Origin of the sequence: Eikenella sp. HMSC061C02, assembly GCF_001809035.1 — a bacterium.
Lineage (GTDB): Bacteria > Pseudomonadota > Gammaproteobacteria > Burkholderiales > Neisseriaceae > Eikenella > Eikenella corrodens.
This window is the reverse complement of record NZ_KV795563.1, coordinates 17,840-40,504: the sequence shown is the minus strand read 5'-3', so window position 1 is coordinate 40,504 and position 22,665 is coordinate 17,840. Positions and strand designations below refer to the sequence as shown.

Here is a 22,665-nt window from a genome sequence, read left to right as displayed (position 1 = left end):
GGATTGTAGCAGCAAAAACAGGCAGCTGGCTTGATGTAGGTGGATATGCTTTCAGGTAGCCTTAACCAGTGGTTTTGGCAAAACGGGGCAAATCGGGCATGATTCGGTTTGGACGAACTGCAAACAGGAAAAGGGCAGATGGAGATTTATCTGGTGGGCGGCGCGGTGCGCGATGCCTTGTTGGGGCGGGAAGTGAAAGACCGCGATTGGGTGGTGGTGGGCGCCGATGCGCCGGCCATGCTCGCGGCGGGCTATCAGCCGGTGGGCAAGGATTTTCCGGTGTTCCTGCACCCCGAAACGCATGAGGAATACGCCCTGGCGCGTACCGAACGCAAAACCGGGCGCGGCTATGCCGGCTTCACTTTCCACGCCGAGCCGGACGTTACCCTGGAGCAAGACCTGCAACGGCGCGACCTCACCATCAATGCTATGGCGCAGGATGCGGCCGGGCAGATTATCGACCCCTTCGGCGGGCAGGCTGATTTGGCCGCGGGCATATTGCGCCACGTTTCCCCCGCCTTCGCCGAAGACCCGGTGCGGATTTTGCGCACCGCGCGGTTTGCCGCCCGCTACGGTTTTCAGGTAGCCCCCGAAACCCTGCGCCTGATGGCGGATATGGTGCAAAACGGCGAAGCCGATGCGCTGGTGGCCGAGCGCGTGTGGCAGGAGTTTGCGCGAGGGCTGATGGAGGCGCGGCCGGTGCGCATGATTGAAGTGCTGCGCCAATGCGGCGCGCTCGCCGTGCTGCTGCTCGAAGTGGAAGCCCTGTTCGGCGTGCCGCAGCGCGCAGACTACCACCCCGAAATCGACTGCGGCATCCACACCCTGCTCACCCTTCAAAGCGCCGCCGATGCCGGCCTGAGCCTGCCCGAACGCTACGCCGCGCTGCTGCACGATTTAGGCAAAGCCGCCACCGCGCCCGAAATCCTGCCCGCACACCACGGCCACGAGGAAGCCGGCGTACCGCTGGTGCAGGCGGTTAATCAGCGCTGGAAAGTGCCCAAAGCCTGCGCCGACTTGGCCGTGCAAGTGTGCCGCTGGCACGGGCGGCTGCATAAGGCGGCCGAATTGCGCCCGCAAACCGCCGCCAAAATTTTGCAGCAAACCGATGCCTACCGCCGCCCCGAACGCTTCTCCGCCATGCTCAACGTATGCCGCGCCGACGCGCAAGGCCGCCTCGGCTTCGAACACGCCGCCTACCCGCAGCGCGAACACTGGCTCGCCCTGCTCGCCGCCGCGCAACAAACCGACACCGCCGCCATCGCCGCCGCCCACGCCGAGCAACCGCAACGCATCGCCGAAGCCATCGCCGCCGATAGGTTGGCGCGGATTAAACCCTTGCAGGAGGCGTATCGGCGGGAGCAAGGGAAGGCTACCTGAAAAGCGCAGGCATCGGCACAGCGGGAAATACGCGGTCAGACAAACGGGATAAAACGGAAAGGGAAAGTATGTTGAACAAATCAGATGTGAAAGAATTTTGCGTTCGCTTGGCGGGGGAGTATCCCGGCTGGGAATATAAGGCGAGTGTTTTTAAAAATAAAACGTTGAAACATTCAGAGATTTGGATTGATCCGGGTTGGGTGCTGCATCTATCAGCCATGCCATATGTACTTGTTTTTAATAAATCTGTTGCTAAGGTTGTTAGAGAGAGTTTTCAGGGCATACATATGCCAAAATGGACTACTGGAATGGCTATTCTTAGCCCTGATGCACACAATCATGCCATGATTTATCAGAAATTGGTGCATACTTTACCTGATGCTGAAGCCTATATCCGTGATTTTTTCGAACGCGGTTTGGATTTGGTCGAACGTTATTTTAGCAATCCGGATGAAAAAGAATTCTTGACTAACTACCCTATCTATGGCGAATTTCCTGAGCCACGTAGTATGTATAGTTACGAAGGGCTGGGTGATTGTATTGCACGGGCAGTTGTATTAGATTTTGAATATGTAGAACATTTTATTAATGGTGATTTCCCAACGGTTCGCCCCATTAACGAGGAACGTCGAGATCGCGTAGCCCAGTGGCTGCCCATCTGGAAAGAACGCGCCGCCGAAACCGGCAGCATCCTGCCGCCGAAGAAGTGAAACCGGGCTGGAGCGGCGGGATAGGCAATAGCGCCGTAGTTATAGTGAATTAACAAAAACCAGTACAGCGTTGCCTCGCCTTGCCGTACTATCTGTACTGTCTGCGGCTCGGCCGCCTTGTCCTGATTTTTGTTAATCCACTATATATTTTCAGGTAGCCTCCGGCTGGAAAGAGGCTACCTGAAAAAGTATGGCCGAAGCATTTTGCTGTTATTTGTCGGCAGGCAGCGGCTGCGGCTGCACATCGGGCATCGGCGCGATGGGGCTGAATTGCAGGCCGGTTTGCACGGGGGCGAAGCGGGCGCGGTCGCTTTCTTTGGGCAGGTAGAGGTCGCCTTTATAGCCGCAGGCGCTTAAAAGCAGGGCGGCGGCAAGGGCGGGGAGCAGGGTTCGCATCATCATCAACTCGAAATTGCCTGAAACAGGCGGCTGTGGCAAGATGGCGCATCTTAAACAAAAAAGCCGCCGTGCACAAACCATCATGAACGAAACCGAATTTTTGCGCTATTCCGACCAGTTGTTTGCCCACATCGAAGACCAGCTCGACCAGTGCGGCGCCGATTTCGATTGCGAACACAACGGCAATGTGCTCACCATCGAGGCCGACAACGGCACGCAGATTATCGTAAACCGCCACACTCCGAACCAAGAGCTGTGGATTGCCGCCAAAAGCGGCGGTTACCACTTCGCCCTGCGCGAGGGCGAATGGCGCTCTACCCGCGACGGCAGCGGCTTTTTCGCCATGCTGAACGAAGTGCTGGGCGCGGCGGCGGGCGAAACGGTAGAGATTGAGCCGCTGTAGTTTGGGCCGGATGCCGCAGCTGTTGCGAATAGATGAAAGGCTACCTGAAACCATGGCCGTGCCGCGTTTCAGGTAGCCTTTAGTTTGTCTGGTTCGTTGCCAAGGGGCTTGCTATTGGATTCTGTTTTTTATTTTGCAGCTGGCCTTGCATGCGTGAAAAGAGGCTACCTGAAAATGGTGTAGACAAATGATGGATGAAGCATTTGGCTTTAATGGAAATGAAAAGGCTACCTGAAAACGGTTTGGATGTTTTCAGGTAGCCTTTGCTTTAGCGGTGTTTGATTGTCCAGCAGCGGTGGATTTTGCGGTTGCGGAAGTCTTCGGGCACGGATTGGCGGCTGATTTCGGCCACGGCATGGCGTTCGGCCACGGCGGGTTCGAGCTCGAAGCTGCGTAGGTTGTTGGAGAAATAAAGCGTTCCACCTGGTTCGAGCAGCTGCATGGCTTCGCGGATGAGGCGGGGGTGGTCGCGCTGGATGTCGAGGATGTCGAGCATCTTTTTGCTGTTGGAAAAGCTGGGCGGGTCCATCACGATGAGGTCGAAGCGTTTGCCTTCGGCGGCGGCGGTTTGCAGGTATTGGAAGACGTCGGCGCGGATGATGCGGTGCTGCTCGGGGTTGATGCGGTTAAGCTCGAAGTTGCGCCGCGCCCAATCGAGATAGGTGTTGGACAAATCGACGGTTTCGCTGCTAACGGCGCCGCCGGTGGCGGCATATACGCTGAAGCTGCCGGTGTAGGAGAAGAGGTTGAGGAAGCGTTTGCCTTGGGCTTCGCTGCCTACGAGGGCGCGGGTGTTGCGGTGGTCGAGGAAGAGGCCGGTGTCGAGGTATTTGTCGAGGTTTACCCAGAAGGCGCGGCCGTTTTCGTGCACGATAAAATCTTCGCCGCTGCGGCCGGTTTTTTCGTATTGGCTGCTGCCGCGCTGGCGGCTGCGCTGTTTGAGGTGGATGTGTTCGGCGGGAAAGCCGGTGATGAATTGCACGGCTTCCACCACTTCGGCCAGCCAGGCTTCGTATTCGGCATGCTGCATGATCCAGCCGGTGTCGTATTCCTGCAGGTGGATGTGGTTGCCGTAGATGTCGATGGCGAAGGGGTATTGCGGGATGTCGCGGTCGTAGAGCCGCCAGGCTTCGATGTTTTGCCGGCGCACCCATTTGATGAGGTGTTTGGCGTTTTTACCCAGCCGGTTGGCAAAGGCGGTGATTTCGCTCATGTGAGGCTACCTGAAAAGTGGAAAAGGAATACGGCTATTTTACGGTTAATTGCCCCGTCGCTCCAAACGGGCAACTGTGGCTTTCAGGTAGCCTTTTCGGTAGATAGGTGTAAATCCAAAGATTTTGCTTGACCGATTCCAAGCAAACGCCTAAGATGCCGCCTCTTTTTTGTTCGAAGCCATCGTCTTCAGCCCCCGCAGTTTTACAGCTGCGTCTGTTTGCCGCATTTTGCGTGCAATCCTTCTCTGCTTCGCAGGTTGTCGCCGATGCCACTCCAAGCGCTTTGCTTGCGACAATCTTTTGCGTAACCTCCAGCGGTTGCCCTCGTTTTCTTTGCTGCATGAGCCCGTTTTGCCGTACTGCCTGTACCGTTTGCGGCCCGCCCTAGTGTTGAAAGCGAACTGACCCCGCCTCTTTCTGTTAGCGCATCCTTTTGCTTCGCGGCTGCCCGTTTTGTGCGGGCGGAAAGTATTGTTGTCCTTTTTGGAAACACATGACCATCCAATTCAGCGACCTGCTGCACGATAAAAACTTGCTCGCCGCCCTGCGTTCTGCCGGTTACATCGAGCCCACCCCCATTCAAGTCCAAGCTCTGCCTGCCGCCATCGATGGCCGCGACATCATGGCTTCGGCGCAAACCGGCTCCGGCAAAACCGCCGCTTTCCTGCTGCCCAGCCTGCAGCGCATCACCCGCCGCAGCGACAAATCCGGCAAAGGCCCGCGCATCCTCGTGCTCACGCCCACGCGCGAGCTGGCTGCGCAGGTGGAAAAAAACGCCAAAATCTACGCCCAAAACATGAAATGGCTGCGCACCGTCACCCTGGTGGGCGGCTCGTCTTTCGGTTTTCAAATCAAAGCGCTGGCCAAGCCGATTGATTTGGTGGTGGCCACGCCCGGCCGCCTGATGGACCACATGCGCAGCGGCCGCATCGATTTCGACCGCCTTGAAGTGCTGGTGCTCGACGAAGCCGACCGCATGCTGGATATGGGCTTTATCGACGACATCGAAACCATCGTGGCCGCTACGCCCGAAAGCCGCCAAACCCTGCTCTTTTCCGCCACTTGGGACGGCGCCGTGGGCAAGCTCGCCCGCCGGCTCACTAAAAATCCCGAAGTGATTGAAATCGAGCGCGAAGACAACCAAGGCAAAATCGACGAGCAGCTCTTTTACTGCGACGACAAAAACCATAAAAACCGCCTGCTCGACCATATTTTGCGCGATGCCAATATCGACCAGTGCATCATCTTCACCAGTACCAAAGCCATGAGCGAACAGCTGGCCGACGAACTTTATGAAAAAGGCTTCGCCGCCAACTGCCTGCACGGCGACATACCGCAAAACTGGCGCAACCGCACGCTGATGGATTTGCGCAAAGGGCGCATCAAAGTGCTGGTGGCCACCGATGTGGCCGCGCGCGGCATCGATGTGCCCAGCATCACCCACGTGATCAACTACGACCTGCCCAAACAGGCCGAAGACTACGTGCACCGCATCGGCCGCACCGGCCGCGCCGGCCGCCACGGCCTTGCCCTTACTTTTGCCGAAGTGAACGAATACGTGGCGGTGCACAAAATCGAAAAATACCTCGGCCGCAAGCTGCCCGAGTTCACCATCGAAGGCATGGAGCCCACTCGCAAGCGCAGCAAAGCCCCGCGCAAAGCCAAAGGCGGCGGTTGGAAACAAAAAGGCGGCCGCAAGCCCAACGGTAGCGGCAAACCCTTCGGCCGCCCCGCCGGCAATCCGCGCGGCAAAGCCCGCAAACCAGCCGCCCAAGGCCGCCGCGCCTGATATGGTTGAACCATTTTTCCCCTGTTGGGCGAAGCGACACAGCAGGGGAAAATAAGTGTTTGAGCTATGGCCGGTTTGGTAGCAGCTGGCTGTCAATAATAAAGGCTACCTGAAAATTGGGAAGCGGCACGAAATTGCCGTATTGTTTTCAGGTAGCCCTTAGCTTGCTCGAGCGATTGGCTTGTTTGCCCGGCTTACAGTAAGATAATTGGCTTGTTTGGGTGTAGCGAGAACGCTTCCCTGTAGATGAACGCTGTGTCGGGGAGACGCCTAAAGCCAAACCCAAAAACGCAGCTTTTCGAGCAGATTGCAAAACAGCCAATCTACGGCACATTGTGCCGTAAACGTAAACCGTGGCTAAAACACCTCATTTTCACGGGATGGACTGGTTTCTATTTTGAACGGCGATACCGTTTGGGCTACCTGAAAAACAGATGGTGTTGCTGATGTTCGCTTTGCAGCAGCCCTATTGTTTTACTTCATTGAGGCTTCGTTTTCAGGTAGCCTATTCCATTCTTTCCCCCAACCCTGCCGCTTGTTGCCGCAGAAGAACCGTTGATGAATATCACGAGTTAGGAGTGTAACCATATGAAAAACCAACGCGATTCTAATAAACGTAATCCGCGCCGCGCCGATGAAAAAGTTTCAGGTAGCCCTAAGCGCCAGCAGCGGCCGGAAGCGGAGAAAGCGCCGAAAACCCGCGTGGCGCGAGCAAAAAAGCTGGCAGTGCGCCCGGCCAACCAAAAAGTGCAGAGCCAAGTGCGCCGTTTGCAGGAACAGCGTTCCGATTTGAGCGGCATCGAGCCGGTGCGCCTGCAAAAGGCACTGGCCGCTTCGGGCGTGGGTTCGCGCCGCGAGATGGAGGAGTGGATTCAAAACGGTTGGGTAACGGTGAACGGCAAGGTGGCGCAGCTGGGCGATAAGGTGCAGCCGGAAGACCAGGTGTTGGTGAAAGGCAGCGTGATCAAGCTGAAATGGCCGGATCGATTGCCGCGTATCATTTTATATTATAAGCAGGAAGGCGAGATTGTATCGCGTGACGACCCGCAGGGGCGCGTGAGCATTTTCGACCGCTTGCCGCAGGCGGCGAGCAGCCGTTGGGTGGCCATCGGCCGTTTGGACATCAATACCAGCGGCCTGCTGATTCTCACCACTTCCGGCGAGCTGGCCAACCGTTTTGCCCACCCGAGCTTCGAAGTGGAGCGCGAGTATGCGGTGCGCGTGTTGGGCGAGTTGGGCATGGATGAGATGCGCCTGCTCACCAGCGAGGGCGTGATGCTGGAAGACGGCCTGGCGCGGGTGGAACGCATCCACAGCCAGGGCGGGGAAGGCGTGAACAAATGGTATAATGTGGTGCTCAAAGAGGGGCGCAACCGCGAAGTGCGCCGCATTTTCGAGCATTTTGGCCTTACTGTAAGCCGCCTGGTGCGCACTGGGTTTGGGCCGATTGGTTTGCCCAACCGATTGAAGCGTGGGCAGTTTTATGAGCTGAACGCGGCGGAAGTGGCCTCAGTGATGAAATGGGCGGATTTGCCGCTGCCGGATAGCCGCCGCCGGCCTGGCTGATGGTATGCTGCCAATTAAAGGCTACCTGAAAAATAAATAGCCGCTTTCCCATTGTTCTTTAACGAGTTATGAAGCAGCCCAACCGCATTGATTCCCAACCGGCGTTTTTGTTGTCGGCCACGCCGTGGCGCGAAACCAGCCTGCTGGCGGAGCTGTTTAGCCGCGATTATGGGCGGGTGGCAGTGGTGGCGCGCAGCGCGCGCAAACGGCAGAGCGAATTACGCGGCGTGTTGGTGCCGTTTGTGCCGGTTCAGGTAGCCTGGTATGGCAAGGAAGAGCTGAAAACGTTACATCGCGCCGAATGGCTGGGCGGCTGGCCGCAGCCGCAGGGTAGGGCGCTGCTGAGCGGGCTGTATGTGAATGAATTGGTGCAGAAACTCACTGCCAGGGAAGACCCGCAGCCTGCGTTGTATGAGGCTTTGTGGCAGGTGATGCGCACTTTGTGCACCGAGCCGAATCATGCCGCCGTGCTGCGCCGGTTTGAGTGGACATTGCTCACGTTAGCAGGCTATGCACCGGATTTGCAGAAAGACAGCGCGGGCTGCCCGGTGGAAGCCGATCGGCAATACTGGCTACAGCCGGAACATGCGGTATTGCCGTTGGAGCAACGGCATAGCCTGACGCCGGCAGAAGTGCAGCCTGGCGTGGCGGTAGATGGCGATGTGTTGATTCAGCTGCAAAACGGCGAATTTACCGATACCTCCGCTTTGCAGCAGGCACGCCGGATTACCCGCCTGCTGCTGGATTTCCGCCTGCCGGAAGGGATTAAATCGCGGCAGGTGTTGCAGCAGATACAGGCTTTCAGGTAGCCTTTATCCTCCAGTCACATCATGTTTTGAGGAAAAACGAAGTGGATTTGCACAACACCGAACTTTGCCGCGTGCGGACGATTACTGCATTTATCAGTTTGAATAAAAATAGTAATTTATGGGCTGGTGTGTTGGAGGAAGCCAAGCGCCAATGCGACCGTTTGGCCGAGTCGTTTGCCCGGGCGGGCTATACCGTGCAGTCGGTACGGCTGGTGTCAAACCCATTCGGCGAATATTTGGATACCGAAAACGCGCAAACCGCCAAGCAGGGTTTGGCCCGTATCCAGCAGATTTTGCAGGAATTGAATCACGGAAAGGTGATGCGTATCCGTTTTGCTGTTGGCGAGGCGGTAGGTGCGCACGAAATCGCCCTGCTGCCGGAGTTGATTCGCGATTACGGCGATTTGTGCAATGCCTGTGTGAATGTGGGCATGGATGAGAATGGTTTTTTAGACAGGCAAACCATTGAGTTGTGCGTGGCGACTATTCAGGAAATCGGCCGCATTACGCCGCGCGGCGAAGGCAATTTCAATTTCACGGTAAACTTCAATTGCCGGCCGCTGATTCCGTATTTCCCCGCCGGCTACCACCGCGCAGAGCAGGGCAACTGTATTGTGTTGGGCTTGGAAACGCCGGATTTGCTGGCCGCCGCCTTACGTGGATTAAATAATCAGCCGGCAGAGCATGCCAAATATTTTCAGGTAGCCTATTCGGCCATGCGCGAGGCGCTGCAATACCACATCGACCGTGTGCAGCAATGTGTGGCCGACACGCCTCTGGATGCAGGTTGGGCTTATGCTGGCATGGATACTTCGGCTGCGCCGTCAAAGAATTGTACTTCAATGGTGGAGCTGTATCGGCTGATGCGCGTGTCGTATTTCGGCACAGCCGGTACGGTGGAAGTATCCGCACTGCTTACCCGTGTGTTCAAGTCGCTGGAGCGGGTGCAGGCCGTGGGTTTTTCCGGCCTGATGCTGGCGGTAACCGAAGACGAAGGCTTGGCCGAGGCCACCCGCAAGCAACAATTCGATATCCGCTCCCTGCTCACTTATAGTAGCGTATGCGGTATTGGTTTGGATACCGTGCCGATTGCCGGTAGCACTCCGGCGGAGAAAATTGCCGACATCATGTGCGACACCGGCACCATGGCCTTCCGCCTGAACAAACCGCTCACTGTACGCCTGTTCCCCGTTCCCGGATTGGAGGCGGGCGAGATTACGGCATTTGAGAGCGATGACTTGTGTAATTGTGTGGTGTTGGCAATACCTTAGAACGGCTTCGTGCAGATGGCACGCCGGTTGCTTAGTTACCTTTGCGGCGTGAGTCATGAAGCTAAATTGCAAAATTCGATACCCGAAAGGAAAGAAGATGCTGTTGGGCGTTAATATCGACCACGTTGCCACTTTGCGTAATGCGCGCGGTACGCGCTATCCTAGTCCGTTGGAGGCGGCTTTGGTTGCCGAAACTCACGGCGCGGATTTAATTACTTTGCATTTGCGCGAAGATCGCCGCCATATCAAAGATGCAGATGTGTTCGCCATCAAACAGGCAATCCGCACCCGCATGAATTTGGAAATGGCGCTGACGACAGAAATGTTGGATAACGCCTTACAGGTGCAGCCGGAAGATGTGTGCATCGTGCCGGAAAAACGGCAGGAGGTAACCACCGAAGGCGGCTTGGATGTGCTGGCGCAACAGCAGACAGTAGCGGAGTTTACGCAGCGATTAAATACTGCCGGCATCCGCGTTTCGTTGTTTATCGATGCGGATGAGCAGCAAATCAAGGCTGCTCGTGATGTTGGAGCACAAGCCATAGAGTTGCATACTGGCGCGTATGCCGATGCAACTTCGCATACCGTTCGACAAAACGAATTGTTGCGCTTGGAAGAAGCGGCATATTTTGCTTCGGAATTGGGTTTGGTGGTCAATGCCGGGCATGGTTTGACGATTCACAACGTAGCGCCGGTAGCACGGATTTTGCCGATTCGCGAGCTGAATATCGGTCATGCGCTCATTGCGCAAGCCGTGTTTTTGGGCTTGCCGGAAGCGATACGCCAAATGAAAGAAGAGATTTATCGGGCTCGGAGTCAGCCGGATTGAATTTATTTAGTGGAATAGTAATTTCATTGTTTATTTAACAGATTGTTATTATTAATAATAATAAATATCTATAGTTTGAAATGATTAATGGGGTGTATATGGAAAAGTTAGATGCAAGGGGGTTTACATTAATTGAATTATTGGTGGCAATAGTGATTATTGCTGTGTTAGCTAGTATTGCTTATCCTTCATATGACGTGTTCATACGTAAGACTAGGATGGAGCAGGCAAAAGCTAGTATCATGGCGACAGCTCGTGATATGGAGCGATTCTATACCAAGAATAGAACTTTTAAGGGTGCACCTGCCCCGGCAAGCACAGATTTTTTTGATATCGCATTTGCAGCAAGCAGCCCTGGGGCGGATAACTATGAGATTATAGCTAAGCCAAATAATAAAAACCCTAATGAATCAAAAGGGTTGTATTATAGTAGTACCGCTGGTTCTTTCAGCCGTTGTGATAAGGTTGGTATGGATAATTGTGAACAATTCTAGTATCTAAAATAGGTTCACTTCTATCTTGAAGCCGTTTATACTGTCTACTCCGTTACTTCCCTAAGGAGTGGCAGCATGAACGGCTTATTTGTTTCCACTAGGCGCGGCTTCACACTGATGGAGCTGATGATCATTATTGCCATAGTGGCGATTTTGGCGGCCATTGCGTATCCTTCATACCAATCGTTTGTGCGTAAATCCCGTTTGGAAGAGGCCAATGCTGCTTTATTGGAAAATAGCCGGGCAATGGAGCGTTTTTATGCGCGAAACCGCACGTTTAAAGCCACTTCCACCACTTGGCCGGCGTTGGCGGTTAGCCAAACGCAGCATTTCTGTATTAAATTCCAAGGCAATGCGCGCGGGGTGCTGGGAGATAAATATACAATTAAAGCCGTGGCTTTTGATGTGAGTAAAGAGCCACGGGTTTTATTGATTAACCAAGATCAAACGGTACGGATTTGCCAAAGCAGCCGTAGCCGTTGCGATAATAAAGAAGTGTTTTCCGGCGGTAATAATATCGACCAAGAATGCGAATTATTGCATTAGTTTTTTCTTTAATTAGAATTCAAATTTTGATGAGCATTACTCTTTTATTACAACAAAAAATTCAGAATGCCGATTACGCACGCATGATTCAAAACAATATTGCCTCTTTCAGCCCGGCAGAAACCGATCTGCTGGCTGAAATTTTGAGTGGTTATGAATTTGATGTGGTGCAGCAGCAGGCGTTGGTGCAGGCTGTTATGCAGCAGTCCCGTTTCGATCCGGATGCCTTCCACCAAGAGTTTGATGATGAAGATGTAACCGGCATTTGCCCGCATTGCATTAACCCGCCCATGCCGCCGTTACGTGATTATTTGGTGTGGCGTCAAACGCTGGCTAAACAGGCTACCTGAACATTTCAGGTAGCCTTCTTCCCTGTATAATCAAACAATAATCTTATTTGGAAAACCCATGCGCATTATTTCTGCCAATGTAAACGGCATCCGTTCTGCCTATAAAAAAGGCTTCTATGAATACCTAGCAGCAAGCGGCGCCGATATCGTCTGCATTCAGGAGCTCAAGGCTCAAGAAGCCGATTTGGACGACAGCATGAGAGCCCCGCACGGTATGCACGGCGTTTGGCACTGCGCCGAGAAACGCGGCTATTCCGGCGTGGCGCTGTATAGCAAACGCGAGCCGGATCGCGTGCAAACCGGCATGGGTATTGCCGAATTCGATGCCGAAGGCCGCTTCGTGCAGGTCGATTTCGGCAATTTGTCGGTGATTTCGCTCTACCTGCCTTCCGGCAGCAGTTCGGAAGAGCGCCAGCAGCTGAAGTTCCGTTTCTTAGCAGCCTTCTACCCGATGCTGCGCGAGCTGAAAACCCAAGGCCGCGATATCGTGATCTGCGGCGATTGGAATATCGCGCACCAAAATATCGACTTGAAAAACTGGAAAGGCAACTTGAAAAACTCCGGCTTCCTGCCCGAGGAGCGCGAGTGGATCGGCAAAGTGATTGTCGAACTGGGCTGGGTGGATATTTGGCGCACGCTCTATCCCGAAATGCCCGGCTACACCTGGTGGAGCCAGCGCGGCCAGGCGTATGCCAAAGACGTGGGCTGGCGCATCGACTACCAAATGGCCACGCCCGTCCTGGCCGAGCGCGCCCGCTCCGCCCATGTTTATAAGCAGGAGAAATTCTCCGATCACGCCCCGCTGGTGGTGGATTACGATTATCCGCTGTAGCGGATGCCGGCGTTCCGGTTTCTCAGAAATCCGACATGTCGGAAAACCTGTTTCAGGTAGCCCGCATCTTGCCCGGCAGGCTGCCTGAAAAGCCGATTGTTCATATTAAGCGTTTGATAATTTTGAACTGTACGTTTTCAGGTAGCCTGTAGTATCTGTTTCAGGGCTACCTGAAACCGAGAAAACCAACCCGAGGAAATACCATGTATTTTGTAGACCGCAGCGCTGTGGTGGTGAAGCCCACCGAAGCTTTCCTCGCCTGGCTCAAAAGCACCGGCGACGACCTGCCCGACCTCACCCTTGCCCAAATTCGCAGCAATTGCAGCGTGTATCTGTTGGCGCAGGCCGATACGCCCGAAGAGAGCGCCGGCCTGTTTGGCGAACGCTGGCGCGAGGTGCTCAGCGGCGAGATTGCTTCGTGGGAAGTGCCGCAGGAGCAATGGCCGGAGCTCACGCCCGAGCTATTCACCCGCTTTTTCGATCTCGAATTCCACGACATGGTGTTGGACACGGATGACGACGATATCCGCGTCAGCCCTGTGGTGGACAACATGATGTAGCTGCCGTGCAGCCTTTTCAGGTAGCCTTCCGGCCTTCGCGGTTGCAGCGTGTGCTGCAGTTGGCTGCATGGGCGTGGCTGGCCGTTATCTGGCTGCTGTATTTCGCTGATTGGCTGCGCCTGATCGGCCTCGCGTTCACCGCTTCCGCCGCTTGGTATGCCCTGCGCCGGCCGTTGCCAATCGGCGGCCTCACAGTGGGCAGCGGCGGCGAGGCCGTGCTGTTTTTGCAGTCGCAGCAAATTGCCGTGGCGGCCACCTTGCGCGGCGGCGAGGTGTTGCCGTGGTTGCAACTCTTGCACTGGCAAACCGACGGCGGCCGGCAGATTTACCAAGCCGTGTGGCCGGATTCCGCCGATGCCGAAGGCCTGCGCCGCCTGCGCGTGTGGGCGAGGTGGGGGCAGGCGCGGAAGAAATGGAGCAAGCCGGTGGATCGGCAGGATTCCCGCTAAAAAACGGCCGTGCCAACGCGGCATACTTTATTGGTTTTTTATTGCACACAGGATTCAACCCTATGACCAATCCCAACTACCTTATCCTGCCCAGCCGTTTCGGTTTTGCCGAAACGCTGGCCGTGTTGAAACAGGCTTTTGCCGCCAAGCAGATTACCCTGTTTGCCGAAATCCCACATTCCGCGCTGGCCGCCGAGCACGGCCTGCCGCTGGCGCCTGCCAGCCTGCTGATTGTCGGCCACCCGGCCAAAGGTACGCCGCTGATGCAGGCCGATTTGCTGCTGGCTGCCGAGCTGCCGCTGAAAGTGTTGGTGTACGAGCAAAACGGCCGCGTGCAGGTGCTGTACCGCCGCGTGTTGCCGCTTGTGGCGGAGCGCGGTTTGGATGCGGCCGAAACTGCCGCCGCGCAAATCGATGCCGCCACGGGCGCACTGATTGCCGCCGCGCTGGAGAGTGTGCCGGGCTGAATTTTGCTGCGGTATAATGCGGCGGCAAAAGGCTACCTGAAAAGGTTTAACCGTTTTCAGGTAGCCTTCGTCAGTTAAAGCAGGTTACCTGAAAGCACCGTTCAAAATCCGGGTCAGCAAGCGCTTGGCACGGTAATGCCGACCGATACTGTTATTTTCAGCTAGCCTTCGCCAAGCCGCCCATACCGGCATACAGGCTACCTGAAAACCCGTTTGGCATTTTCAGGTAGCCCTCAAACAAGGTTGAACAAATGAAAACACTCTCCCAATGGCTCACCCACCTTGAAACCGCCTACACCGGCGGCACCGCCCACAGCCACGGCAGCATTGATTTGGGCTTGGGGCGCGTGCTCGCGGTGAAAGAGCGGATGGGTTTGCAGCCGCAATGCCCCGTAATCGTGGTGGCCGGCACCAACGGCAAAGGCTCGGTGTGCGCCTTTTTGGAAAGCATCTACCGCGCCGCCGGCTTCAAAACCGGCATGCTCACCAGCCCGCACATTCTGCGCTACAACGAGCGCATCTGCGTGAACGGCCAACCTGCTGCCGATGAAACCATTGCCGCCTCTTTCGAGCGCATCGAAGCCGCACGCGGCGATACCGCACTCACTTATTTCGAGTTCAACACCTTGGCCGCCGTGGATATTTTCCGGCGCGCTGAAACCGATGTGATGATTCTGGAAGTCGGGCTCGGCGGCCGGTTGGACGCAGTGAATATTTTTGACGGCGACGTATCGGTGGTAACGTCGGTGGATTTGGATCACCAAGCCTTTTTAGGCGACACAGTGGAGCAGGTGGCCTTTGAAAAGGCGGGCGTATTCCGCGCGGGCAAACCTGCTGTCTGCGCCCAAAACCCGCCACCCGAATCGTTGCGCCGCCACGCCGAAGCCATCGGCGCCGACCTCCTGCTGGCCGGGCGCGATTTCGGCTTCAGCAAGCTGGAGCAGCAGCAATGGTCGTTTCACTTTCATCCTGAGCACAGCCGCCTGTTTTCAGGTAGCCGCAACCGCAACGCGCTGCCTTTTCCCGCCCTGCGCGGCGGCTACCAGCTGGGCAATGCCGCCTGCGCGCTGGCCGTGCTCGAATGCTTAAATGCACGGCTGCCGGTGGATATCGGCGCCATCAAACGCGGGTTGTTGCTGGTGAGCCACCCCGGCCGTTTCCAGGTGTTGCCCGGCCGCCCGCTTACCATATTGGATGTCGGCCATAATCCGCACGCCGCCCGTGCTTTGCGTCGCAGCCTGATGGCGCTGCCGTTTGCCGAAAAACGGCTGGCGGTGTTCAGCATGTTGGCCGATAAAGATATCGACACTGTGGTTTCCCTGCTGCAAGACCAGTTCGACGAATGGCTGGTTGCCCCGCTGCCGCTGCCGCGCGGCCTTTCGGCGGAAGCCTTGCAGCAGCATCTGGAAGCGGCGGGAGCGGCCAATGTTCGCCTGTTTGCCAGCGTGGGCGAGGCCTATCGTGCCGCCTTATCGGAGGCGGGGGAAAATGATAGAATCGTGGTATTTGGTTCGTTTCATACGGTGGCCGAAGTGATGGGCGCACCGCAACAGGAATAAGGAATTATGCCACCCCAATCCAACCCGAATTGGCGCCATCTGGAAGAATACGAGCAGATTAAGCGCAAAAACCGCCGCCGCTTGGTGGGCGCGCTGCTGCTCACTACGGTGGTGGCGCTGCTGCTGGCCAAAGTGATGGGCAGCAGTCAAAATACTGCTGCGCCGGGCGAAATCACCGTGAGCGGCGGCAGCGAAACTGCGGCTTCCATGGTGGTGGAAACCCAGCCGCTGCCCGAGCCGGTGGCCGAAGTGCCGACTGATGCCGACACTGCGGTGGAAATGCAGCCGCAGCCGGTATCTGCGCCGTCTGTTGAGCCGGAAGCAGTGGTTGTGGAACCTGCTCCGCCTGCGCCGCAGCCCGTGCAACCGGCCAAGCCGGTGGAGGCGCGCACCACGGTATTGCCCAATCCTCTGGCCAACTCCGGCAACGCGGCCAATCCACCACCGAGCCGCCCGGCTGCGCCGCCGGTGCGGGCGGAAAGCAAGCCTGCGCTGCAGCCGCGTGTAGAAGCCAAGCCGGTGCCTGCCGAGCCGCGCGCGCAACCGGCGGAAAACAATAAACCGGCAGCCCAGCCGCAGGCCAAACCTGCCGTGCCGGAAACCCCGCGCCGCGCCGAGGGCGTGAAACCGCAAACGCCGGCCGTGCAGCCGAATGAGCGCCGTGCCGAAAGCAAACCGGCTGAACCGAAGCCGACCGAACAGAAACCAGCCGAGCGCCGCCGCCCAGCTGAACGTCGGCAGGAACGTAAGCCAAACGGCAACCGCCTCTCGCCGGAAGATATTTTGAACAACCGCGCTGCCAACCATGTGGCCGGTAATGGCAAAGCTGCCGATAATCAAGCGGCGCAGACGGAGCGGCGCATGGTGATTCAGGTGGGTGCTTACACCACCGAAGAGCAGGCACGCGCCGTGCAAAAACGGCTGGCCGATGCGGGCGTGAGCGCCTATGTGGCGCCGCCGGCCAACAAAGGCGGCAACGCGCTCTACCGCGTGCGCACCGGCTCATATCCCAACCGCCAGGCCGCCGGACAGGCAATGGGCAAAATTAAATCGCAGGGGCTGGACGGCATCCTGCTGGAGCGCTGATGACTTTGTTTGACTATCTTGCGCTGCTGGTGATCGCGGCGTTTACCCTGATTTCGCTGTTTCGCGGCGTGGTGGCCGAATTGGTGGGCTTGGTTTCTTGGCTGGGCTCGCTGCTGGCGGCCAAGCTGCTTGCTCCATCAGTGGGCGACTGGCTTTCAGGTAGCCTCAAGCCGCATGCGCTGGCGGTGGTGGCCGCGTTTATCGGCGTGTTCCTGCTGGCGCGGCTGCTGTTCCGGCTGCTGCAAACCTTGCTCACTTCTTCTGCCGGCGCGGCCGGGTTGGGCGGGGCAAACCGCCTGCTTGGCGGTGTGTTTGGCGCGGTAAAGGGGGTGCTGGCGGTAACGCTGGCGGTGCTGGTTTGCGCGTTTACCGATTTGCCGAAGAGCGAGGAATGGCAGCATTCGCAAACCGCATTTGTTTTTGAGGGCTTGGCCCAACTGGCCGTGCCGTATCTGCCGCCGTTTATGGCGGATCGTGTCGACTACCGGCAAGCGCCGGGGGAGTGAATTTATGTGTGGCGTATTGGGCATGGTGGCTTTTGAGCCGGTGAATCAGTTACTGTATGACGGATTGCAGGTGTTGCAGCACCGCGGACAGGATGCGGCGGGCATCGTAACCGCCGAGGGCGAGATGCTCCATATGCATAAAGATACCGGCATGGTGCGCGATGTGTTCCGCACGCGCGATATGCGCAACCTGGTGGGCAATGCCGGCATCGCCCATGTGCGCTATCCCACCGCCGGCAACGCGGGCAGCAGTGCTGAGGCGCAGCCATTTTATGTGAATTCGCCCTTCGGCATCGTGCTGGCGCACAACGGCAACCTCACCAACCCCGAAGAGCTTGAGGCCAATTTATGCCGCCGCTACCTGCGCCATATCAATACCGGCTCTGATTCCGAAGTGCTGCTCAATGTGTTGGCCAGCGAGTTGCAGCACGTGATTGGCAGCCGCAGCAAGCTGGAAGTGGACGATGTGTTTGATGCCGTGGCTGCGCTCAACCGCCAAGTGCGCGGCGCATACGGGGTGGTGGCGCTGATTGCCGGCTACGGTATGCTCGCCTTCCGCGATCCGCACGGTATCCGCCCGTTGGTGTTGGGCAAATCTACCGACGAAGCGGGGCGCACCGCTTATATGGTGTCTTCCGAATCCATCGTTTTCCCCGGTTTGGGCTACGAATTGGTGCGTGATATCGCACCGGGCGAAGCCGTATTTATCGGCTTTAACGGCGAGTTCCACAGCCGCCAATGCGCCGAAGCGCCGCGCCTTTTGCCCTGCCTGTTTGAATATGTGTATTTTGCCCGCCCCGATTCCGTGATGAACGGCGTATCGGTGTACCAAGCCAGGCTTGATATGGGCGTAACCTTGGCAGAAAAAGTGAAACGCAGCCTGCCGGCAGACGAAATCGACGTGGTGATGCCCATCCCAGATACCAGCCGCCCAAGCGCCTTGCAGCTGGCCATGCACCTGGGTAAACCCTACCGCGAAGGCCTCATCAAAAACCGTTACATCGGCCGCACCTTCATCATGCCCGGCCAAGCCACGCGAAAAAAATCCGTGCGCCAGAAGCTCAACCCCATCGACAGCGAATTTGCCGGCAAATCCATCCTGCTGGTGGACGACTCCATCGTGCGCGGCACCACTAGCCGCGAGATTGTGGAAATGGTGCGCGCCGCCGGGGCGCGGAAAGTGTATTTTGCCTCCGCCGCCCCCGAAGTGCGCTACCCCAATGTGTACGGCATCGACATGCCCACCCGCGCCGAATTGATTGCCAACGGCCGCAGCGCCGAGCAAATTGCCGCCGAAATTTCTGCCGACGGTGTGGTGTTCCAAGATTTGGACGACTTGGAAAACGTGGTGCGCGCGCTCAACCCCGCCATCGAAGGCTTCGACAGCTCCTGCTTCAACGGCTGCTACGCCACCGGCGACATCGACGAAGGCTACCTGAAACGCCTTTCCGATCGCCCAAAAGGCAGCAGCACAGCCCCTGCCGGCCAGATGGAACACAGCATCCGTGTGGATTCGCTACGGGAATAATAAATGGCGGAAGCCGGCTTTGAGGCCGGCTTCTTTGGTTTGGCGGGGTAGGGCGGTTTCAGGTAACCTCAAATGTGAAAAAGCTACCTGAAAACTAGATAATACGCCTGTTATCGGGAACTAACAAAAATCGGTACAGCGCTGGCTTGCCTGGCCGGATGTCTGTATTACTTGTGGCTTGCCGCCTTGTGCCAATTTTGTTAGTCCGCCATATCGCGCCGCAAAGCAGCCTTAGCTAGGTTAAGACATCGCCCCACTTCGTTGAAACCCCATTTTCAGGTAGCCTTTGCCTCAGGAGACCAAGTGATGAGTAACAAAAAACGTATCTGCCAAGAGCAGCAAACCTTCGATCAGCTCTATCAGTCGCAGGAGCAGGAAATCCTGGTGCTTACTGATAGCAGTAGCGGCGGTGGTGCGGGCAAGGGCGGGCGCGATGTGTTGTGGACGGCCAGCCGCCATTGTGCCGCCTATATCGATGCCGACGGCCAATGCCACCGACAAACCGTGCGGCTCGAATGGCTGGTAGAAAGCACCGTCCCCGAACACTACCGCTTTTCCCTGCGCCCCAACTGCATCTACCGCCTGCGCGTGCGGCCGCAGCGTGAAGACAGAGACTTTTCCATGCCTTGCTTTATGCTGTTGGAAATCTTGGCAGAAAACCCGGATTCGCCCGCCTTGCAGGCCGAGCTGGAGCATTATCTGACGCCGGTGGTGTTGAACGAGCCGGGCATCGGCCAATTTACCCTCAACCGCGATTTCGCCAGCTTTGAAGGCCATGCCGATTGGTTGGGGCAGGAAGTGCATATTTTGCTTGATGTCGATGCCGGCCATGAAGAAAGCGCCAATCAAGCCCTCGCCCTATTGCGCCGCCTGCACAGCCAAGCTGCTGAATTCGACCGCTGCTGGCGCCGTTTTGCCGCCGAACAGCTGCTGGAAGACGCGGTAAACTGGCAGGAGGAAACCGACGAGCCAGTCGTGCCGCCGGAAAGTCTGGATACTGAAGCGTTTGCGCGTTGTATCGAATTGTCCGAGCTCGCGTTGCAGAAGGAAGGGTTCACTGCCTACTACGACGATGGCGATTTGTTTTTCGGACACGTGATTCTGGTGGAAGGCGGGAAGGACGGCGAGCCGGATGATGCGTATATTGCGGGCTGAATATGCTGTTTGATTACGGGCTGATGAGGATTTTCAGGTAGCCTCTCCGCCCTCTTGAGGCTACCTGAAAAATATCAGCTACGGCAAAATGGAAAATAGTACTTGGACTGTTTAGGCAACCGGATGATTTCCCCGATAACCAAGGAATCTGATAGATGGATACTGCTTCTCCAACTCCCTCGCCACGCCCTTTGGGTTTGACCATCCTGTGCCCGCTGCTGCTGGCGTACGGCATTGCTTGGCCGCTGCTGATGATTATTGCGATGGGCAAGTTGGCCGGTAGTTGGGAGAGGTTTGAATGGGAGATGCTTGAAGTGTACAGAATCAGCCCGAGAATCGTATTCATCCATTTCATCCTCGGGAGTATTGAACCGTTTGCGGTGTCGTTTGGGATATTGTTATGTGCAGCGGGATTGTGGTATCGCCATAAATGGGCGCGTGTGGTATTTTTGTGTGGAGGCCTGCTGCATTTTGGGTGGCTGGTCGGCAACCAGTTAATCGTTTGGGTGGAGAGGGACATTTTCGGCTCTACGATTTTCGATAACAGGCCTTTCTTCATTCCATGGCTAGATATGCTCTGCTTCAGCGCCGTCATCCTCTATCTTTACCTGCGCGTGCCGGAAACCTATTTCCGCGAAGCCGCCCCGACCACCATTATCAAAATTCAAAAATCATGACCCCATACGACTACTGCCACCAAAAAGCCGAAGAGAGCGGCTCCAGTTTTCTGGCCGGTTTCCGCTTTCTGCTGCCGGAAAAACGCCGTGCCATGACGGTGCTGTATGCCTATTGCCGCGAGCTCGATGACGTGGCGGACGACTGTGCTGACCCGGCCGTGGCGGCGCAAACGCTGGCCTGGTGGCGGCAGGATGCGGCCAAGGTGTTTCACGGCGCGGCCTTGCCGGAGCATCCGGTCAATCAGGCCATGCGCGAAGTGGCGCCGGCCTACGGGCTACCTGAAAACGAATTGGCCGCCGTGATTGACGGCGTGGAAATGGATTTGACCCCGGCGCGTTATGCCGATTTCGCCGCCTTGCAGCAATACTGCCAGCGCGTGGCCGGGGTGGTGGGGCGGCTGATTGCCCGCATCCTCGGTTTCCAAGATGCCGCCGTGCTGGATTATGCCGACAAAATGGGCTTGGCCCTGCAACTCACCAACATCATCCGCGATGTGGGCGAAGACGCGGTGGCCGGGCGGATTTACCTGCCGGTGGAAGATTTGCAGCGCTTCAACGTGCCCGCCGCCGACTTGCTGCAACGCCGAAACAGCCAAGAGTTTGCCGAGCTGATGGCTTTTCAGGTAGCCCGTGCCCGCCAAACCTACAGCGAAGCCGTGGCTCTGCTGCCTGCTGCCGAGCGGCGCGGCCAGAAGGCAGGGCTGGTGATGGCCGCCATCTACTACGCGCTCTTAAACGAAATCGAGCGCGACGGCGCGGCCAATGTGCTGCGCTACAAGCTGGCGATTCCGAAGCCGCGCAAAGCGCGGATTGCCCTGAAAACCTGGCTCTTGGGGTTTAAGCCATGAGCGCCGCGCCGCGTGTGGCGGTTATCGGCGGCGGTTGGGCGGGGCTTTCGGCGGCGGAAGCGCTGTGCGGCCGGGCGCAAATCACCCTGTTTGAGGCCGGGCGGCAGTGCGGTGGCCGCGCCCGCGCGTTGGGCGGCGGCAGCGGTTTTGCCCATGCCGACAACGGCCAGCATATTTTGGTGGGCGCGTATCGGCAGGTGCTGGATGTGCTGGCGCGCTGCGGCGTGCGCGAAGAAGAAGCATTTTTGCGTCTGCCGCTGCAATGGCATTTGGCCGACGGCCTGCAATTTGCCGCCCGTCGCCTGAGTGCGCCGCTGCATTTGCTTTTCGGCGTGTTGGGCGCACGCGGCATCGGTTGGGGCGAGAAAACGGCGCTGCTGCGCCAGATGCGTGCCTTACAAAGCCTGCGCTTGGCGGAAGATGTTCCCGTGGCTGCTTGGCTACGGCAGCAGCAAGTATCGCACCGTTTGCAGCAGCAGTTTTGGCAGCCTTTGGTGTGGGGCGCAATGAACACCGCTTTGGATCAGGCTTCGCTGCAACGCCTGCAAAATGTGCTGCGCGACGGCGTGTGGGCGGAGCGCGCAGCCAGCGATTTCTTGCTGCCCAAGCAGGATTTGGGGCAGCTGTTTGCCGAGCCGGTGTGCCGGCGCCTGCAAAAATACGGCGCACAAATCCGGCTGGAAACGCGTGTGCCGCAGATTGAACAAACGCTTTCAGGTAGCCTGTTGGTGAACGGCGAAGCCTTTGATGCCGCCGTGTTGGCCGTTGCGCCCTATCATGTGCCGTCACTGCTGCCAGAGGCCGCCCCGCCTGAGGTTGCCACTGCGCTGGATGCTTTGGCATATCACGCCATCACCACCGTGTATTTGCGTTATCCCGTTTCGCCCGAGCTGCCCGCGCCGATTACCGGCCTGGCCGAAGGCACGGCGCAATGGTTTATCGACCGCGATGCGCTCGGCTTCGGGCGCGGCGAAGTGTCCGCTGTGATTTCCCTGTCCGACCAATACGGCAAACTCAGCCGCGAAGAGTGGGTCAGGCGCGTGCAGCACGATTTGCGGCGCATTTGCCCGCACTTGCCGCGCCCCACTGCCGCCCAAGTGATCACCGAAAAACGCGCCACCACCGCCAGCCGCACCGACAACCCTGCCATCCCCACTGCCTGGCTGCGCCATCAGCATATCTACCTCGCTGGCGACTACCTCCACCCGCGCTACCCCGCCACGCTGGAAGCCGCCGTG

Annotated in this window: 26 protein-coding genes; 23 read left to right on the top strand and 3 right to left on the bottom strand. The window is 57.3% G+C overall.

What is annotated here, in order from left to right; all coding sequences use genetic code 11:
• The first annotated feature begins 138 nt into the window (after positions 1–138).
• The gene (locus HMPREF2541_RS08510; protein ID WP_070543102.1) at positions 139–1,380 is read left to right on the top strand and encodes a multifunctional CCA addition/repair protein; all 1,242 of its coding nucleotides are present in this window, start codon (positions 139–141) and stop codon (positions 1,378–1,380) included.
• Positions 1,381–1,448: 68 nt separating this feature from the next.
• Positions 1,449–2,090 carry a hypothetical protein gene (locus tag HMPREF2541_RS08505; protein WP_070543101.1) on the top strand — a complete coding sequence of 214 codons (642 nt, stop codon included), beginning with the start codon at positions 1,449–1,451 and terminating at the stop codon, positions 2,088–2,090.
• Positions 2,091–2,300: 210 nt separating this feature from the next.
• On the opposite strand, the gene HMPREF2541_RS08500 is transcribed toward HMPREF2541_RS08505, so the two are convergent.
• Positions 2,301–2,492 (bottom strand): LPS translocon maturation chaperone LptM, encoded by a 192-nt coding sequence (locus HMPREF2541_RS08500; protein ID WP_003824020.1) that lies wholly within the window; start codon positions 2,490–2,492, stop codon positions 2,301–2,303.
• A 76-nt stretch (positions 2,493–2,568) separates the two neighbouring features.
• On the opposite strand from HMPREF2541_RS08500, the gene cyaY reads away from it, so the two are divergent.
• Positions 2,569–2,892: an iron donor protein CyaY gene (gene cyaY, locus HMPREF2541_RS08495; RefSeq protein WP_035580968.1), complete on the top strand. Its 324-nt coding sequence runs from the start codon at positions 2,569–2,571 to the stop codon at positions 2,890–2,892.
• 268 nt (positions 2,893–3,160) lie between these two features.
• Here cyaY and HMPREF2541_RS08490 read toward each other — a convergent pair whose 3' ends face one another.
• A complete protein-coding gene (locus tag HMPREF2541_RS08490) occupies positions 3,161–4,105 on the bottom strand; it encodes a class I SAM-dependent methyltransferase (protein ID WP_003824022.1) in 945 nt (314 codons plus the stop codon).
• A gap of 34 nt (positions 4,106–4,139) precedes the next feature.
• A complete protein-coding gene (locus HMPREF2541_RS08485; RefSeq protein WP_003824023.1) occupies positions 4,140–4,448 on the bottom strand; it encodes a hypothetical protein in 309 nt (102 codons plus the stop codon).
• A 151-nt stretch (positions 4,449–4,599) separates the two neighbouring features.
• Between HMPREF2541_RS08485 and HMPREF2541_RS08480 the strand changes: the two genes are divergently transcribed.
• The 20 genes from HMPREF2541_RS08480 to hpnE all read left to right on the top strand — a co-directional run.
• Entirely contained in the window at positions 4,600–5,895 is a 1,296-nt protein-coding gene (locus HMPREF2541_RS08480) for a DEAD/DEAH box helicase (RefSeq protein ID WP_070543098.1), read from the top strand.
• 588 nt (positions 5,896–6,483) lie between these two features.
• Positions 6,484–7,461 carry a pseudouridine synthase gene (locus tag HMPREF2541_RS08475; RefSeq protein ID WP_003824028.1) on the top strand — a complete coding sequence of 326 codons (978 nt, stop codon included), beginning with the start codon at positions 6,484–6,486 and terminating at the stop codon, positions 7,459–7,461.
• Positions 7,462–7,529: 68 nt separating this feature from the next.
• Positions 7,530–8,270 (top strand): DNA repair protein RecO, encoded by a 741-nt coding sequence (gene recO, locus HMPREF2541_RS08470; protein ID WP_070543095.1) that lies wholly within the window; start codon positions 7,530–7,532, stop codon positions 8,268–8,270.
• Between the two features lie 41 nt (positions 8,271–8,311).
• Positions 8,312–9,541 carry a DUF711 family protein gene (locus tag HMPREF2541_RS08465; RefSeq protein ID WP_035580738.1) on the top strand — a complete coding sequence of 410 codons (1,230 nt, stop codon included), beginning with the start codon at positions 8,312–8,314 and terminating at the stop codon, positions 9,539–9,541.
• Between the two features lie 97 nt (positions 9,542–9,638).
• Positions 9,639–10,370 carry a pyridoxine 5'-phosphate synthase gene (gene pdxJ, locus HMPREF2541_RS08460; protein WP_035580741.1) on the top strand — a complete coding sequence of 244 codons (732 nt, stop codon included), beginning with the start codon at positions 9,639–9,641 and terminating at the stop codon, positions 10,368–10,370.
• A gap of 98 nt (positions 10,371–10,468) precedes the next feature.
• On the top strand, positions 10,469–10,864 hold the full coding sequence (locus HMPREF2541_RS08455; protein ID WP_035580976.1) for a type IV pilin protein: 396 nt from the start codon (positions 10,469–10,471) through the stop codon (positions 10,862–10,864).
• 75 nt (positions 10,865–10,939) lie between these two features.
• Positions 10,940–11,410, top strand: a complete 471-nt coding sequence (locus tag HMPREF2541_RS08450; RefSeq protein WP_003824035.1) for a type IV pilin protein — start codon at positions 10,940–10,942, stop codon at positions 11,408–11,410.
• Between the two features lie 29 nt (positions 11,411–11,439).
• On the top strand, positions 11,440–11,760 hold the full coding sequence (locus HMPREF2541_RS08445; RefSeq protein ID WP_003824036.1) for a hypothetical protein: 321 nt from the start codon (positions 11,440–11,442) through the stop codon (positions 11,758–11,760).
• A gap of 58 nt (positions 11,761–11,818) precedes the next feature.
• Entirely contained in the window at positions 11,819–12,592 is a 774-nt protein-coding gene (locus HMPREF2541_RS08440; protein ID WP_070543092.1) for an exodeoxyribonuclease III, read from the top strand.
• A 203-nt stretch (positions 12,593–12,795) separates the two neighbouring features.
• Positions 12,796–13,152 carry a hypothetical protein gene (locus tag HMPREF2541_RS08435; protein WP_003824038.1) on the top strand — a complete coding sequence of 119 codons (357 nt, stop codon included), beginning with the start codon at positions 12,796–12,798 and terminating at the stop codon, positions 13,150–13,152.
• Between the two features lie 5 nt (positions 13,153–13,157).
• A complete protein-coding gene (locus HMPREF2541_RS08430) occupies positions 13,158–13,601 on the top strand; it encodes a protein YgfX (protein ID WP_070543089.1) in 444 nt (147 codons plus the stop codon).
• Between the two features lie 62 nt (positions 13,602–13,663).
• A complete protein-coding gene (locus HMPREF2541_RS08425; RefSeq protein ID WP_050754448.1) occupies positions 13,664–14,068 on the top strand; it encodes a DUF302 domain-containing protein in 405 nt (134 codons plus the stop codon).
• A 251-nt stretch (positions 14,069–14,319) separates the two neighbouring features.
• Positions 14,320–15,627 carry a bifunctional tetrahydrofolate synthase/dihydrofolate synthase gene (folC, locus tag HMPREF2541_RS08420; RefSeq protein ID WP_003824043.1) on the top strand — a complete coding sequence of 436 codons (1,308 nt, stop codon included), beginning with the start codon at positions 14,320–14,322 and terminating at the stop codon, positions 15,625–15,627.
• 6 nt (positions 15,628–15,633) lie between these two features.
• A complete protein-coding gene (locus tag HMPREF2541_RS08415; protein ID WP_003824044.1) occupies positions 15,634–16,713 on the top strand; it encodes an SPOR domain-containing protein in 1,080 nt (359 codons plus the stop codon).
• Complete coding sequence (locus HMPREF2541_RS08410) at positions 16,713–17,219, top strand: CvpA family protein (protein ID WP_003824045.1); 507 nt, start codon at positions 16,713–16,715, stop codon at positions 17,217–17,219. The genes HMPREF2541_RS08415 and HMPREF2541_RS08410 overlap by 1 nt, the downstream gene beginning before the upstream one ends.
• Before the next feature lie 4 nt (positions 17,220–17,223).
• Positions 17,224–18,747 (top strand): amidophosphoribosyltransferase, encoded by a 1,524-nt coding sequence (gene purF / locus HMPREF2541_RS08405; RefSeq protein ID WP_035580747.1) that lies wholly within the window; start codon positions 17,224–17,226, stop codon positions 18,745–18,747.
• Positions 18,748–19,053: 306 nt separating this feature from the next.
• A complete protein-coding gene (locus tag HMPREF2541_RS08400; protein WP_070543086.1) occupies positions 19,054–19,902 on the top strand; it encodes a DUF2262 domain-containing protein in 849 nt (282 codons plus the stop codon).
• A 155-nt stretch (positions 19,903–20,057) separates the two neighbouring features.
• On the top strand, positions 20,058–20,579 hold the full coding sequence (locus HMPREF2541_RS08395) for a hypothetical protein (protein WP_035580750.1): 522 nt from the start codon (positions 20,058–20,060) through the stop codon (positions 20,577–20,579).
• Positions 20,576–21,427, top strand: a complete 852-nt coding sequence (hpnD, locus tag HMPREF2541_RS08390) for a presqualene diphosphate synthase HpnD (RefSeq protein ID WP_070543083.1) — start codon at positions 20,576–20,578, stop codon at positions 21,425–21,427. The genes HMPREF2541_RS08395 and hpnD overlap by 4 nt, the downstream gene beginning before the upstream one ends.
• Positions 21,424–22,665 (top strand): hydroxysqualene dehydroxylase HpnE (hpnE, locus tag HMPREF2541_RS08385; RefSeq protein ID WP_070543080.1); only part of this gene is annotated, 1,242 nt, incomplete at its 3' end. The genes hpnD and hpnE, both read left to right, overlap by 4 nt.

What these genes read in the sequence shown, in the direction of transcription:
- HMPREF2541_RS08510 (WP_070543102.1), top strand. Translation starts at nt 139, where the DNA reads ATGGAGATTTATCTGGTGGGCGGCGCGGTGCGCGATGCCTTGTTGGGG.
- HMPREF2541_RS08505 (WP_070543101.1), top strand. Translation starts at nt 1,449, where the DNA reads ATGTTGAACAAATCAGATGTGAAAGAATTTTGCGTTCGCTTGGCGGGG.
- HMPREF2541_RS08500 (WP_003824020.1), bottom strand. Translation starts at nt 2,492, where the DNA reads ATGATGATGCGAACCCTGCTCCCCGCCCTTGCCGCCGCCCTGCTTTTA.
- HMPREF2541_RS08490 (WP_003824022.1), bottom strand. Translation starts at nt 4,105, where the DNA reads ATGAGCGAAATCACCGCCTTTGCCAACCGGCTGGGTAAAAACGCCAAA.
- HMPREF2541_RS08485 (WP_003824023.1), bottom strand. Translation starts at nt 4,448, where the DNA reads ATGCAGCAAAGAAAACGAGGGCAACCGCTGGAGGTTACGCAAAAGATT.
- HMPREF2541_RS08480 (WP_070543098.1), top strand. Translation starts at nt 4,600, where the DNA reads ATGACCATCCAATTCAGCGACCTGCTGCACGATAAAAACTTGCTCGCC.
- HMPREF2541_RS08475 (WP_003824028.1), top strand. Translation starts at nt 6,484, where the DNA reads ATGAAAAACCAACGCGATTCTAATAAACGTAATCCGCGCCGCGCCGAT.
- recO (WP_070543095.1), top strand. Translation starts at nt 7,530, where the DNA reads ATGAAGCAGCCCAACCGCATTGATTCCCAACCGGCGTTTTTGTTGTCG.
- pdxJ (WP_035580741.1), top strand. Translation starts at nt 9,639, where the DNA reads ATGCTGTTGGGCGTTAATATCGACCACGTTGCCACTTTGCGTAATGCG.
- HMPREF2541_RS08455 (WP_035580976.1), top strand. Translation starts at nt 10,469, where the DNA reads ATGGAAAAGTTAGATGCAAGGGGGTTTACATTAATTGAATTATTGGTG.
- HMPREF2541_RS08450 (WP_003824035.1), top strand. Translation starts at nt 10,940, where the DNA reads ATGAACGGCTTATTTGTTTCCACTAGGCGCGGCTTCACACTGATGGAG.
- HMPREF2541_RS08445 (WP_003824036.1), top strand. Translation starts at nt 11,440, where the DNA reads ATGAGCATTACTCTTTTATTACAACAAAAAATTCAGAATGCCGATTAC.
- HMPREF2541_RS08440 (WP_070543092.1), top strand. Translation starts at nt 11,819, where the DNA reads ATGCGCATTATTTCTGCCAATGTAAACGGCATCCGTTCTGCCTATAAA.
- HMPREF2541_RS08435 (WP_003824038.1), top strand. Translation starts at nt 12,796, where the DNA reads ATGTATTTTGTAGACCGCAGCGCTGTGGTGGTGAAGCCCACCGAAGCT.
- HMPREF2541_RS08425 (WP_050754448.1), top strand. Translation starts at nt 13,664, where the DNA reads ATGACCAATCCCAACTACCTTATCCTGCCCAGCCGTTTCGGTTTTGCC.
- folC (WP_003824043.1), top strand. Translation starts at nt 14,320, where the DNA reads ATGAAAACACTCTCCCAATGGCTCACCCACCTTGAAACCGCCTACACC.
- HMPREF2541_RS08415 (WP_003824044.1), top strand. Translation starts at nt 15,634, where the DNA reads ATGCCACCCCAATCCAACCCGAATTGGCGCCATCTGGAAGAATACGAG.
- HMPREF2541_RS08410 (WP_003824045.1), top strand. Translation starts at nt 16,713, where the DNA reads ATGACTTTGTTTGACTATCTTGCGCTGCTGGTGATCGCGGCGTTTACC.
- purF (WP_035580747.1), top strand. Translation starts at nt 17,224, where the DNA reads ATGTGTGGCGTATTGGGCATGGTGGCTTTTGAGCCGGTGAATCAGTTA.
- HMPREF2541_RS08400 (WP_070543086.1), top strand. Translation starts at nt 19,054, where the DNA reads ATGAGTAACAAAAAACGTATCTGCCAAGAGCAGCAAACCTTCGATCAG.
- HMPREF2541_RS08395 (WP_035580750.1), top strand. Translation starts at nt 20,058, where the DNA reads ATGGATACTGCTTCTCCAACTCCCTCGCCACGCCCTTTGGGTTTGACC.
- hpnD (WP_070543083.1), top strand. Translation starts at nt 20,576, where the DNA reads ATGACCCCATACGACTACTGCCACCAAAAAGCCGAAGAGAGCGGCTCC.